The 12,664-nt window shown below is 65.0% G+C and carries 10 protein-coding genes and 2 pseudogenes; 9 read left to right on the top strand and 3 right to left on the bottom strand.

The window, feature by feature from the left end; translation table 11 throughout:
• Window positions 1–38 precede the first annotated feature (38 nt).
• From H9K76_RS23130 to H9K76_RS23120, 3 genes and pseudogenes are all read right to left on the bottom strand, one after another.
• Window positions 39–863, bottom strand: coding sequence for a hypothetical protein (locus H9K76_RS23130; protein ID WP_187597569.1), 825 nt, complete (start codon window positions 861–863; stop codon window positions 39–41).
• A 181-nt stretch (window positions 864–1,044) separates the two neighbouring features.
• Window positions 1,045–2,942, bottom strand: a pseudogene (gene recQ / locus H9K76_RS23125) (DNA helicase RecQ).
• A gap of 97 nt (window positions 2,943–3,039) precedes the next feature.
• The gene (locus H9K76_RS23120) at window positions 3,040–3,942 is read right to left on the bottom strand and encodes a LysR family transcriptional regulator (RefSeq protein ID WP_187597568.1); all 903 of its coding nucleotides are present in this window, start codon (window positions 3,940–3,942) and stop codon (window positions 3,040–3,042) included.
• 124 nt (window positions 3,943–4,066) lie between these two features.
• On the opposite strand from H9K76_RS23120, the gene H9K76_RS23115 reads away from it, so the two are divergent.
• From H9K76_RS23115 to H9K76_RS23075, 9 genes and pseudogenes are all read left to right on the top strand, one after another.
• Window positions 4,067–4,855 (top strand): 3-hydroxybutyrate dehydrogenase, encoded by a 789-nt coding sequence (locus tag H9K76_RS23115; RefSeq protein ID WP_425489645.1) that lies wholly within the window; start codon window positions 4,067–4,069, stop codon window positions 4,853–4,855.
• Window positions 4,856–4,893: 38 nt separating this feature from the next.
• The gene (gene fahA, locus H9K76_RS23110) at window positions 4,894–6,234 is read left to right on the top strand and encodes a fumarylacetoacetase (RefSeq protein ID WP_187597566.1); all 1,341 of its coding nucleotides are present in this window, start codon (window positions 4,894–4,896) and stop codon (window positions 6,232–6,234) included.
• Window positions 6,235–6,297: 63 nt separating this feature from the next.
• Complete coding sequence (locus tag H9K76_RS23105; RefSeq protein WP_246475210.1) at window positions 6,298–7,272, top strand: Bug family tripartite tricarboxylate transporter substrate binding protein; 975 nt, start codon at window positions 6,298–6,300, stop codon at window positions 7,270–7,272.
• 99 nt (window positions 7,273–7,371) lie between these two features.
• A complete protein-coding gene (locus tag H9K76_RS23100) occupies window positions 7,372–8,436 on the top strand; it encodes a homocysteine S-methyltransferase family protein (RefSeq protein ID WP_187597565.1) in 1,065 nt (354 codons plus the stop codon).
• Window positions 8,437–8,586: 150 nt separating this feature from the next.
• Window positions 8,587–8,913 (top strand): type II toxin-antitoxin system RelE/ParE family toxin, encoded by a 327-nt coding sequence (locus H9K76_RS23095; RefSeq protein WP_187597564.1) that lies wholly within the window; start codon window positions 8,587–8,589, stop codon window positions 8,911–8,913.
• Window positions 8,910–9,197, top strand: coding sequence for a helix-turn-helix domain-containing protein (locus tag H9K76_RS23090; protein WP_187597563.1), 288 nt, complete (start codon window positions 8,910–8,912; stop codon window positions 9,195–9,197). The genes H9K76_RS23095 and H9K76_RS23090 overlap by 4 nt, the downstream gene beginning before the upstream one ends.
• Window positions 9,198–9,291: 94 nt before the next feature.
• Window positions 9,292–10,667: pseudogene (locus H9K76_RS23085) on the top strand (aspartate aminotransferase family protein).
• Window positions 10,667–11,743 carry a GNAT family N-acetyltransferase gene (locus tag H9K76_RS23080; RefSeq protein ID WP_187597562.1) on the top strand — a complete coding sequence of 359 codons (1,077 nt, stop codon included), beginning with the start codon at window positions 10,667–10,669 and terminating at the stop codon, window positions 11,741–11,743. The pseudogene H9K76_RS23085 and the gene H9K76_RS23080 overlap by 1 nt, the downstream one beginning before the upstream one ends.
• A complete protein-coding gene (locus H9K76_RS23075) occupies window positions 11,740–12,651 on the top strand; it encodes an arginase family protein (RefSeq protein ID WP_187597561.1) in 912 nt (303 codons plus the stop codon). Before H9K76_RS23080 ends, H9K76_RS23075 begins: the two co-directional genes overlap by 4 nt.
• Window positions 12,652–12,664: the final 13 nt, after the last annotated feature.

The raw sequence follows: 12,664 nt of genomic DNA, 5'->3' as shown, positions 1-12,664 counted from the left end.
AGGCGCTCATGCACTACACGCGCATCACGACTCGCGCATCATTGGCCTTGCAGCAACTGCACGGCCGAAGCCAAATGATTGCGCAGGTTCTCTTCGTCCATCTGAGCCGCTTCTTCCGACTTGATGATCGGCCCCGTACCAACCATCGACGTGTTGCCCAGGCGACGTGCCACCGCCATCCACGAGCTGCTGCCCGTGCTGTTGATCATCACCCCTTCACCGTCATTGACGCTGTAGATGATCCGGTACGCGCGCTCCAGCGTGCCGCTGGCCGTTACACGCACGCACAGCACGGAGCCCGCCAATTCGCCGGAGATCTGGTTCTCGCAACCGAAACGGCCATTTTGCGAGGCGACGATGCCATTGCCGGTGCTCGTGCCGGCGATGATCTGGTCAAGCGCCACGAAGTCCGATGTCGGTGCCAGGGAAGTCAGCGGGGTGAACAGCCAAATGCCGCGCAGGCTTTGCGGGCTGTTGGAATAGGCGAAGTTGTAGCGGCTGATGGCTTTTTCCGGCTCCCCCGGGAAGGTGATGAAGCCCGTCGTGCCGGAAGTGAAACGCATGTTCACGGTGCCGGCATTGCCTGTCGGCGTGCCATTGCGATCACCGCTGCCGAGATAGCGCCCGCCGCGGTACTGGTTGAGCGGGCCGCTGTACTGATCGTTGGTGTAGCTGCCGGCGCTCAGATAGAACGTGGGATTCCCGTTCTGTTCGTAGCCGTACATCTGCATCACCAGTGTGCTGTCCTGTACATCCAGGCCAAAACCGCGCCCCGGCTGGCCGTTGTTTTCCGAATCGATGACCCATGTGCCCGCTTGTGGAGCAAAGGCGCTCGCTGCGCCGCAGGCCAACAGTGCGCTCAAGGCAATGATTTTCTTCAACATGGCTGTTCTACCTCACTCTTGTGTCTCGTGATTTACATAACCGACATGAATACGAAGCATAAATTTACATTCGTAGACCAATTAAACCACGAGTTACATTTTGTGGCGAGGGAAGATTCCAGGCAGCGGACTACAGGTATCTCGGCCCTGCCCGAATCGTTCAGGTATCGGCCGGATTGGAGCAGACCCGCAACACCTCCGCCCCATAGGCCTCCAGCTTCTTGGAGCCCAGGCCCGAGATGCCCTGCAAGTCCTCGAGCGACGCGGGATTGCGCTCGGCGATCGCCGCCAGCGTGGCATCGTGAAAGATCACGTAGGCCGGCAGATTGTGCTCGCGCGCCACCTCGGCGCGCCAGGCCTTGAGATTGATGAAGCGCACCTGGCCGTCCTGGTTGAGGCTCTCCGCAGCGACCGACAGCTTGACGCCGCTTTTCTTCTTGGTGCGTTTGCCCGCGCCCGCCATGGCCTCGCGCAGCAGCACCTGCTGCTCGCCGCGCAGCACGGGGCGCGAGCCGCTGGTGAGGCTGAGCGTGTCGAAGCTGTGGCCGCTCTCCAGCATGACTTTCTGCAGGCCGACCGCGCCGGTGGCCAGCAGCTGGCGCAGCACGCCGCGCAGCTGCGGCTCGGAATAATCCGTTCCGAGGCCGAAGGTGGAGAGCTTTTCGTGGCCGAACTGGCGCACCTTGTCGGTGTCCTTGCCGCGCACGATGTCCATGATGTGGCCGGTGCCGAAGGTGATGCCGCTCGCCTCATGCACGCGGTAGATCGTCGAGAGCAGCTTGCGCGCGGCGTCGGTACCGTCCCAGACCTCGGGCGGGTTCAGGCAGTTGTCGCAGTTGCCGCAGGGCTCGGAATGCTCGCCGAAATACGAGAGCAGGCGCACGCGGCGGCAGTCGGTGGCCTCGGCCAGGCCCAGCAGTGCGTCGAGCTTGCCGCGCATGATCTGCTTGAACTCCTCGGTGGCCGGGCTCTCGTCGATCATGCGGCGCTGGTTCACCACGTCGTTCAGGCCATAGACCATCCAGGCGTCCGCGGGCAGACCGTCGCGGCCCGCGCGGCCGGTTTCCTGGTAGTAGCCCTCGATGTTCTTGGGCATGTCCACATGGGCCACGAAGCGCACGTCGGGCTTGTCGATGCCCATACCGAATGCGATGGTGGCCGTCATCACGATGCCGTCCTCGCGCAGAAAGCGGTCCTGGTTCTGCTGCCGCACCTCGGCCGGCAGGCCCGCGTGGTAGGGCAGCGCGGTGATGCCCGCATGCACGAGCGCCTCGGCCAGTTCCTCCACGCGCTTGCGCGATTGGCAATAGACCACGCCTGCATCGCCCAGGTGTTCGTTCTGGATGAACTTGAGCAGCTGCGTGAGCGGCTCCTTCTTCTCGACGATGGTGTAGCGGATGTTGGGCCGGTCGAAGCTGCTGACGAACTGGCGCGCCTCCTGCAGCTTGAGCCCGTCGACGATGTCCACGCGCGTGAGCGCGTCGGCCGTGGCCGTGAGCGCGATACGCGGCACGCCCGGATAGCGGTCATGCAGCACCGACAGCATGCGGTATTCGGGCCGGAAGTCGTGGCCCCACTGACTCACGCAGTGCGCCTCGTCGATCGCGAACAGGCCGAGCTGGCCGCGCTCGTACAGGCCGTCGAGCAACGCCAGGAACCGGTCGGTGTTCACCCGCTCGGGGCGGCATAGAGCAGCGTGATCTCGCCGCGCGAGACGCGGTTTTCCACATCGAGCGTCGCGGGCCAGTCGAGCGTGGAGTTGAGGAAGGCGGCCTCGACGCCCGCCTCGTGCAGCGCGCCCACCTGGTCGTGCATCAGCGCGATCAGCGGCGACACCACGATCGCCACGCCCTTGCCTGCATCGCGGCGCACGATGGCCGGCACCTGGTAGCACAGCGACTTGCCGCCGCCGGTGGGCATGAGCACGAGAGCGTCGCCGCCCGCGATCACATGCTCGATGATCGCCTCCTGCGAGCCACGGAAATGCTCATAGCCGAAGACATCATTCAGAACAAACTGCGCGGGAGACAAACCGGACTTCTCTCTAATCGATAGCATGCCGCCCTTGTCAATGAAAGGATTGCAGACCTGTGAGTGGGATGGGAGGCGGCCAGGGCGGATGGGCACCCAGGATCGCCGCGAACCCTCTATTGTGCTACTGGGTGCCGGTGGGCGGATTTTTCGTCAGATCAAGCCCCAGCAAATTGTGCAGCGCGGGATTCCGGTTGCTCCCGAGCCATGCCATGCCGTGCTCCAGGCGCGGCGCGTTCTCGCCAAGCGACTTGAAGACCACCCCGCCCAGGTGTTCGAGCTGCTGCAGTTCCGCCGGAATCACCGACACGCCCGTACCCGCGGCAATGTGGCAGATCAGCACCTGCGAGGTCTCGCTCTCGTGCACCACATGCGGGGTGAAGCCCGCCGCGCGGCAGGCATCGTCCATGCAGTCGCGCAGGTGGAATCCCTGGTTGGAGGGATAGCCCACGAAGCGTTCGCCGGCCAGTGCCGACAACGGGACCTGCGCCTGCCCCGCAAGCGGGTGGCCCGCCGGCAGGGCCAGGACAAACTCGCTGCAGACGAAGCTGCGCGTCTCGATCTGCGCGTCATGCAGCGGCAGGAAGCACAGCGCCACGTCCAGCCGGCCATCCTGCAGGGCCGATCGCAGCCATCCCGTGGGGTGCGGGCCCTGGATGTCGAGCTGCACGTCGGGATAGCGCTGGCGAAAGCTCAGCACCAGCCGGGGCAGCAATTGCTGGCTCGCGCGGCCCGTGTAGCCCACGCGCAGCATGCCGCGCTCGCCGCGCTCCACCTTGCGGCAGGCCTCCACGGCCTGCTCGAGCTGCAGCAGAAGCGACTGCACACCCTCCAGGAACGTCTCGCCCGCCTGCGTGAGATGCACGCGGCGCGTGCAGCGCTCGAACAGCTTCACGCCCAGTTCGTCCTCGAGTTCGCGGATGCGCTGGCTCAATGGCGGCTGCGCCATGTGCAGCTTCTTGGCGGCGCGGGTGAAGCTCTGCTCCTGCGCCACGGCCAGAAATCCCTTCAGATGCCGCAATTCCATCGCCCGCACACCATCCCGCTGATTAAGACGTAATAAATATAAATCAGCACGAAATCGAGTATTGGACATATGACCCCACGCTTCCTAGGATCGGCCGCAGTTGAAAAGCATGTGGAGCAGCAAAGTGGCAGATCTGAACAACCGCGTGGCCCTGGTGACGGGCGGCAATTCCGGCATCGGCCTGGCCATTGCCAGGCGCCTCGCGCGCGATGGCGCCGATGTGGTGATCAATGGCATCGTGACCAATGAGGAAGGTGGCGCCGTGGCGCTGGAGATCGCCTCCGCCCATGGAGTGAGCGCGCGCTATATCCGTGCCGACCTGCGCAACCCGGCCGAGATCGAATCGATGATCCGCGACGTGGAGCGGGAATATGGCGCGATCGACATCCTGGTGAACAACGCCGGCATGCAGCATGTCAGCAGCATCGAGGCGTTTCCGGTCGACAAATGGAACGACATGCTGGCCGTGAACCTCTCCGCCAGTTTCCACACGATCCGCCTGTCCCTGCCCGCCATGCGCGCGAAGGGCTGGGGCCGCATCGTCAACATGGCCTCGATCAGCGGCCTGCGCGGCCGCGCGGGCAAGGTGGCCTACAACGCCACCAAGCACGGGCTGATCGGACTGACCAAGGCCGTGGCGCTGGAGACCGCCACCACCGACATCACCTGCAACGCCATCTGCCCCGGCTGGGCGCTGACGGCGCTCGTGCAGAAGCAGGTGGATGCGCTGGCCGAGCGCGAGTCGCTGGACAACGAAGCCGCCACGCGGCAATTGCTGGGCGCACGCCAGCCCTCGGGCCGGTTCGTCACGGTGGACCAGCTGGCCTCGCTCGCCTCCTACCTGTGCTCCGACGATGCGCAGGAAGTGCGCGGCGCGGCCTGGACCATGGACGGCGCGACCACCGCGGCCTGATCCAGCGCCGTTCCCACCGAACCAACACCGCAACAAACATGACGACGACGCAGACCTCCACCTTGCCCGCCATCGATGCGACCCATGACAGCGCGCTCCAGAGCTGGGTGATGTCCGCCAACGGACACCCGCAGTTTCCCATCCAGAACCTGCCCCTGGGCGTATTCGATGCGGGCGAGGGCGCGCGCATCGGCACCGCCATCGGCAACGAAGTGCTGGATCTGGCCGCAGCGCTGGAATGGGGACTGCTACCCACGCTCGACATGGCCACCGAGGCCGCGCTGCACAGCGACACGCTCAATGCCTGGATGGCGCTGTCCGCCGCCCAGCGCAGCCTGCTGCGCGCCGCGCTCTCCGACCTGCTGCAGGCGCAGACCGCATCGGGACGGCAGGCCAGCGCCTTCGCAAGACAGCTGCTGCGCCCCCAGGATGCCTGCCGCATGCTGCTGCCAGCCGATGTGGGTGACTACTCCGATTTCTACGCGGGCATCCATCATGCGGTCAACGCAGGCCGGATCTTCCGTCCGGACAACCCGCTGCTGCCCAACTACAAGCACGTACCGATCGCCTACCACGGCAGAAGCTCGAGCATCCGCCCCTCCGGCACGCCGCTGCAGCGCCCGATCGGCCAGATCCGCCGTGACACGCCCGAGGGCCCGGCCCCCGAACTGGGGCCGACGGAGCGCCTCGACTACGAGCTCGAGCTCGCGATCTGGGTCGGCGCGGGCAATCCGCTGGGCACGCAGATCCCGATCGAGCAGGCCAGCGCGCACATCGCCGGATTCGGCCTGTTCAACGACTGGTCCGCCCGCGATCTCCAGGCCTGGGAATACCAGCCGCTCGGCCCGTTCACCGGCAAGAATTTCATGTCCAGCGTGTCGCCCTGGGTGGTCACGCAGGAGGCGCTTGCGCCGTTCCGCGGCCCGGCGATGGCGCGCGCCGAGGGGGACCCCCGGCCGCTGCCCTACCTGAACCACGAGGACGACCAGCGGAACGGCGGCCTGCGCATCCAGCTCGAAGTACTGCTGTCCACCGCCAGCATGCGCGAGCAGGGCCTCGCGCCGCACCGGCTTTCGATCGGCGACTCCAGCCACCTGTACTGGACACCCGCCCAGATGCTCACGCAGCAGACCATTGGCGGCTGCAATGCGCGCGCGGGCGACCTGCTCGGCTCGGGCACCATCTCGGCCCCCACGCCCGACGGGTATGGCGCGCTGCTCGAGATCACCGAGGGCGGCAAGAAGCCCGTGCAACTGGCCAACGGCGAGACCCGCACCTTCCTGCAGGATGGCGACGAGATCATCTTCCGCGGCTGGTGCGAGCGCGAAGGCTTTGCGCGCATCGGCCTCGGCGAATGCCGCGGCCGCGTGCAAGGCTGACCACAAAGCCCGCGCCATCCCCATCCTTCCCTTCAGAATCCCACCATCCGAGGAGACATCACCATGAAGAAGCTTTTCGCCACCGCCATGACCGCCATCGGCCTCCTTGCCACGGACCTGCCTGCCGCGGCACAGGGCGGCAACGCCGCAAGCTATCCGAACGCGCCGGTCAAGCTGATCGTGCCCTACACCGCGGGCGGCGTCACCGACATCATGGGCCGCCTGTTCGCCGAACAGGCCGGCAAGCGCCTGGGCCAGCCGGTCATCATCGAGAACAAGACCGGGGCCAACGGAACGCTCGGCGGCGTGCAGATGCTGTCGGCCGACCCGGCGGGCTACTCCCTCACCATGCTGCCGATCGGCACTTTCCGCATGCCGCACATCACGGGCGCACAATTCAATCCACTCAAGGACTTCACCTACATCTCGGTGATCTCGGGCTTCAACTACTACATCGCCGTGAACTCCAATTCACCGTGGATGAACATGAGCGACCTGATCGCCTACGCAAAGAAGAGCAATGGCGCCGTCTCCTATGGCACGCCCGGCGCGAACAGCAGCCAGCACATCGGCATGGCCCAGCTCGGAGTGCAGGCCAAGGCCGACTGGACCCACGTGCCCTTCAAGGGCGACGCCGACGCCATCTCGGCCCTGCTGGGCAATCACATCCAGGCGGTGGTCAGCTCCAGCTCCATCCTGCCCTACGTGAACAGCGGCAAGATCCGCGTGCTGGCATCGCTCGGCGACGTGCGCTCGCCCGACCTGCCCAATGCGCCGACGCTGAAGGAGCAAGGCTTCCCCATCGTCCACACCTCGCCCATGGGCATCGCCGGCCCCAAGGGCATGGACCCGACCGTCGTGAAGAAGCTGGAGACCGCCTTCCGCGAGGCCTACAAGGATCCTGAGTACCAGGCGGGCCTGAAGAAGCTCGGCATGTCGGCCATCTACATGAACGCCGCCGACTACACCAAGTACGCCACTGAAACCTTCAACGGCGAGCGGGAAGCGCTCAAGTCGATGGGCGTCGAGGTCAAGTAAAGGGCAGCACGGGCGGCGCGCTCGAGGCAAAGACATCCCCGCTCGAAGGGCTCCCGCCCTTCCCGGGAAATCCCCGCCCCTCTTTCATACAATCGAGGGATGACCCTGCCTCACTACACCCGCGCCCAGCAACTGCCCGAGATCCTGGAAAAGCGCATCGCCATCCTGGACGGCGCCATGGGCACGATGATCCAGCGCTTCAAGCTGGGTGAGGCGCAGTACCGCGGCGAAGGCTATGGCGGCCCCGACGGCGCAGGCGACCGTTTCAAGGAGTTCCCGCGCGATGTGAAGGGCAACAACGAGCTGCTCTCGCTCACGCGCCCCGACGTGATCCGCGACATCCACGAGCGCTATCTCGCGGCCGGTGCCGACCTCATCGAGACCAACACCTTCGGCGCGACCACCATCGCGCAGGAAGACTACGGCATGGCCGAACTGGCGCGCGAGATGAACCTGGCCTCCGCGAGGCTCGCCCGCGCGGCCTGTGACAAGTACTCGACCCCGGACAAGCCGCGCTATGTGGCCGGCGCGCTCGGCCCCACGCCCAAGACCGCCAGCATCAGCCCCGATGTGAACGACCCCGGTGCGCGCAACGTCACCTTCGAACAGCTGCGCGCCGCGTATTTCGAGCAGACCGTGGCACTGATCGAGGGCGGTGCAGACGTGATCCTCGTCGAGACCATCTTCGACACATTGAACGCCAAGGCCGCCCTGTTCGCCGTGGAGGAAGCCTTCGACGCGACCGGTGAGGTGCTGCCCATCATGATCAGCGGCACCGTGACCGACGCCTCCGGCCGCATCCTCTCGGGCCAGACCGTCACGGCCTTCTGGCACAGCGTGCGCCACGCGAACCCGCTGTCCATCGGCCTGAACTGCGCGCTCGGCGCGACGCTGATGCGCCCCTACATCCAGGAACTGAACAAGGCCGCGCCCGACACCTTCATCAGCTGCTACCCGAACGCAGGCCTGCCCAACCCGATGAGCGACACCGGTTTCGACGAAACACCCGACGTCACCTCGCGCCTCGTGCACGAGTTTGCCGCCGAAGGACTGGTGAACGTGGTGGGTGGCTGCTGCGGCACCACGCCGGACCACATCGCCGCGATCGGAAAGGCGGTGGGGGATGTGAAGGCACGGCGTATTTTTTATCCTGAAGCGGCCTGAGTTGCTCCCTAGCGCAGGCCTTCTGCGCAGCAGATGACCGCACACGCATTGCATCATCGCAACGACAGCGCCTGACTCCATCGCTTCAATCGTGGGCTGCACCAGGCTCACGACATCTCTTGGTGCGAAGTATCGCAAAAAAGAGATAATATGAATGCATGGACTGTCACGATCCATCCTGCGGCTTCGCCGGAGCTGTTGAGCCTGCCTGCAGACATGCAGGCCCGGTTTCTGCATATCGCCGACATGCTGGAGGACTTCGGTCCTCAGCGTGTGGGCCTGCCACACGTTCGGCCATTGAGGCACAAGCTGTGGGAAATGCGCCTGAATGGCCGGGATGGCATTGCGCGGGTCGTCTATGCAGCCGTCCAAGGTCGCCGTTTGCTGGTGCTGCATGCGTTCGTGAAAAAGACGCAGGCCACACCACGCAGCGCCATCGAAACGGCTCTTTCGCGACTGGAGGCTCACGAAGCATGAAAACACTCACATCCTTGAAAGCGGAAATGCTGGCCCAGGACGACGTCCGCACGCACTATGAATCATTGGCCGATGAATTCGCCATGGCCCGCGAATTGATTGCAGCCCGCACGCGCGCAGGCCTCACGCAGGCGGATGTGGCGGCTCGCATGGGAACCACGCAAAGCGTCATCGCCAGAATCGAGGGAGGCAAGGCCACTCCCTCCCTGCGCAGCGTGCAGCGCTATGCCGAGGCCATAGGCTGCCGCGCGGTCGTGCGACTGGAAAGGCTGCCCCGGCGCTGATCGCAGCCCTCTCCACAATTCCTCCAAACTCCGTCAACTCCCCCACAAGATTCACCACGGAAACTGCGCCGGTTCAATCAGGAGCCTTTCCGCCGTGACCCTCAATACCGCCCAATTGCTGGCTGACGAAGCCAGGTACTGCTCGTTTGGCGACACCGTCCATTACGTCAATCCCCCAAGATCTTCACCGGTTGCGACGGCAGCTACATGTATGACGATACGGGCACGCCCTACCTCGATCTGCAGATGTGGTACTCGGCGGTCAACTTCGGCTACAAGAACAAGCGCCTCGAAGACAAGATGATCGAGCAGCTCAAGGAGTTGCCTCAGGTCGCAAGCCAGTACCTGCACCCCACCAAGATCGAGCTGGCCAAGTTCATCGCGCAGGATGCCGAGAAGAAATGGGGCTCGCAAGGCCGCGTGCACTTCAACGTCGGCGGCGCACAGGCCATCGAGGACTCGCTCAAGGTGGTGCGCAATGCCAGCAACGGCAAGAGCCTGATGTTCGCCTTCGAGGGCGGCTATCACGGCCGCACCCTGGGCGCATCGTCCATCACGTCGAGCTACCGCTACCGCCGCCGCTTCGGCCACTTCAGCGATCGCGCGCAGTTCATCCCGTTTCCCTACCCGTTCCGTCGCCCCAAGGGCATGACGGCCGAGGAGTACTCCGAACAGATCGTGCGCGACTTCGCCCGCAAGTTCGAGAACGAGTACCACGCGGTCTGGGACCCCAAGACCCAGCAGTGCGAATACGCAGCTTTCTATGTGGAGCCCATCCAAGGCACGGGCGGCTACGTAGTGCCTCCGCCGAATTTCTTCAAGGGCCTGAAGAAGGTGCTCGACGAGCATGGCGTGCTGATGGTGGTCGACGAGATCCAGATGGGCTTCTGGCGCACCGGCACGCTGTGGTCGGTGGAAAACTTCGGCATCAAGCCCGACGTGCTGGTGTTCGCCAAGGCGCTAACCAACGGCCTGAACGCCCTGTCGGGCCTGTGGGCGCGCGAGGAGCTCATCAATCCGACGGTGTTCCCGCCGGGCTCCACCCACTCCACGTTCGCGTCGAACCCGCTGGGCACGGCCCTGGGCCTCGAAGTGATGAAGATGACGCACGAAGTCGACTTCGGCAAGCAGGTTCGCGAATCGGGGGCGTACTTCCTCGAGGGCCTCAAGGAGCTGCAGAAGCGCCACAAGGAAATCGGCGATGTGGACGGCCTCGGCCTCGCGCTGCGCGCCGAGATCTGCACCGAGGACGGCTTCACGCCCAACAAGGCACTGCTCGACAAGATGGTCGACATCGGCCTCGAGGGCGGCCTGGAGTACAAGGGCCAGAAGCGCGGCCTGGTGCTGGACGTGGGCGGCTACTACAAGAACGTGATCACCTTCGCGCCTTCGCTGATGATCTCGCGCGGCGAGATCGATGAGGCCATGGTGCTGCTGGACCAGCTGCTGAGCAAAGCCAAAAAGGCTTGATGCCCCCGGACCGCACACCCTATCGCAACCAGCTCGAGCCTTCGGCGCTGATCCGGCAGTTTGCCGCGCATCCGCCCGAAGGCTTTGCCGTGCACGCCGGGGGTTGGCCCGCACCGGCCTTCACCGCACCGTTCGACCTGTTGACCACGGCGGACGAAGCACTCAAGGCCAGGCTCCGCAAGCTGCCCGGCGGCGAATGGCTGTCATCGCGCCTGAAGCTCACGACGGACTTCGTGGGCACCACGCTCACCGAATACGCGCCCATGCCGACAGGCATCGATGCGGCCGCTCTGGCCGCGCAGTTGCGGGCACGAGCGGGGGCGCGCATGCTGACCATCGTGAAGGACCTGCCGCAGGCGTCGCCGCTGCTGACGCCCGAGGAGAACACGTTCTCGGCTGCGCTGATCGCCGGGCTGCAGCAAGCAGGCTTCATTGCGGTCGATGGCCAGGCCCTCGCCTACGTGACCATCGATTTCACGAGCGTGGACGAATATCTTTCGCGCCTGTCCAGAAGCCGTCGCCAGAATTTGAAGCGCAAGCTCAGAAGCCGCGAACGCCTGCGGATTTCCAGGATTCCCACGGGTGATGGCTTTGCAGGCGAGGAACGCGTGGATGCGTACTACGCGCTGTTCGATGCGGTCTACGCGCAAAGCGAAATTCACTTCGACAAGCTCACGCGCGCATTCCTTGCCGCCGTGCTGCGCGATGCGTCGAACGGCGGCATCGTGTTCGAATACCGCGACGCCGATGACGACGCACTGCTGGGCTGGAACCTGTGCTTCGAGCACGCGGGGCGGCTCATCGACAAGTACATCGGCCTCTCATATCCCCGGGCACGCGAGGCCGACCTGTATTTCGTGAGCTGGATGGTGAATCTCGAATACGCCATCGAACGCGGTCTCACGCACTACGTGGCGGGCTGGACCGATCCCGAGGTGAAGGCCCAGCTCGGCGCCAGCTTCACGCTGACGCAGCATGCGGTGTTCATCCGCAATCCGCTGCTGCGCGCGCTCGGTCGTCGGTTCTCGGCGCACTTCGAGAGCGACAGCCAATGGGGGAAGGAGCCCGCAGCATGACGCCACCGCTGGTACTCGACGTAGACGGCTCCGTGGGTCCTCTGGACAACGAATTGCGCCTGCCGCTGCGCGATTGGCAGGAGGCGATCCGCTTCGGCTCCACGCTCCGGAGCTACGAAGCCTTTCGCGCCCATGTGGAGCAGCGACTGCCCGCGTGCTACGGCACGGCCTTCATGGGCAGCGGCGATTTCCACCACCTGAGCTGGCTGCTGATCGAGCGCTGCATCGCGCAGAACGCATTCGCCGCGGGGCGGCCACTGCGCGTCGTGGTGCTCGACAACCACCCCGACAACATGCTGTTCCCCTGGGGCGTGCACTGCGGCTCCTGGGTGCGGCGCGTGGCGCTGCACCCCGCCGTCTCGCATGTCCACGTGGCGGGCATCACGTCGCACGACATCGGTGCGCGCCACGCCTGGGAGAACTACGCCGCGCCGCTGCGCACGGGCAAGCTCAGCTACTGGAGCAGCGGCGTGGACACCACCTGGGCCGCTCGCAAGGGCTTCGCAAAGGCCTTTCGCAGCTTCGGCAGCGTGCGTGAGCTTGGCGAAGCGCTCGCGCTGATGCTGGCGCCGGCGCCTGCCCCCACCTATCTCAGCATCGACAAGGACGTGTTCGCGCGCGATGTGGTGCAGACCAACTGGGACCAGGGACAGATGCGCGAAGGCGATGCCGTGAAGATCATCGACGCGCTCAAGGGGCAGATCGTCGGCAGCGATGTCACCGGCGACATCTCCTCCTGGCGCTACGCCACCTGGTGGAAGCGGCTGATGAGCGCGGGCGACGGGCAGGAAACGCACGTGCCGCCACAGGCACTCGCCGCCGCGCAGGCCGGGCAGCATGCGTTCAACGAACGGCTGGTGGAGCGCATCGCACGCTGTCATATTGGGCCACTAGCATCGGATACGTAATTTCAGTTTCAGA

It is taken from the genome of Diaphorobacter ruginosibacter, from assembly GCF_014395975.1.
Taxonomy (GTDB): domain Bacteria; phylum Pseudomonadota; class Gammaproteobacteria; order Burkholderiales; family Burkholderiaceae_C; genus Diaphorobacter_A; species Diaphorobacter_A ruginosibacter.
The sequence above is the reverse complement of the archived record's forward strand: the minus strand, read 5'-3'. Positions and strand labels throughout refer to the sequence as shown.

What these genes read in the sequence shown, in the direction of transcription:
- H9K76_RS23120 (WP_187597568.1), bottom strand. Translation starts at nt 3,942, where the DNA reads ATGGAATTGCGGCATCTGAAGGGATTTCTGGCCGTGGCGCAGGAGCAG.
- fahA (WP_187597566.1), top strand. Translation starts at nt 4,894, where the DNA reads ATGACGACGACGCAGACCTCCACCTTGCCCGCCATCGATGCGACCCAT.
- H9K76_RS23105 (WP_246475210.1), top strand. Translation starts at nt 6,298, where the DNA reads ATGAAGAAGCTTTTCGCCACCGCCATGACCGCCATCGGCCTCCTTGCC.
- H9K76_RS23100 (WP_187597565.1), top strand. Translation starts at nt 7,372, where the DNA reads ATGACCCTGCCTCACTACACCCGCGCCCAGCAACTGCCCGAGATCCTG.
- H9K76_RS23095 (WP_187597564.1), top strand. Translation starts at nt 8,587, where the DNA reads ATGAATGCATGGACTGTCACGATCCATCCTGCGGCTTCGCCGGAGCTG.
- H9K76_RS23090 (WP_187597563.1), top strand. Translation starts at nt 8,910, where the DNA reads ATGAAAACACTCACATCCTTGAAAGCGGAAATGCTGGCCCAGGACGAC.
- H9K76_RS23080 (WP_187597562.1), top strand. Translation starts at nt 10,667, where the DNA reads ATGCCCCCGGACCGCACACCCTATCGCAACCAGCTCGAGCCTTCGGCG.
- H9K76_RS23075 (WP_187597561.1), top strand. Translation starts at nt 11,740, where the DNA reads ATGACGCCACCGCTGGTACTCGACGTAGACGGCTCCGTGGGTCCTCTG.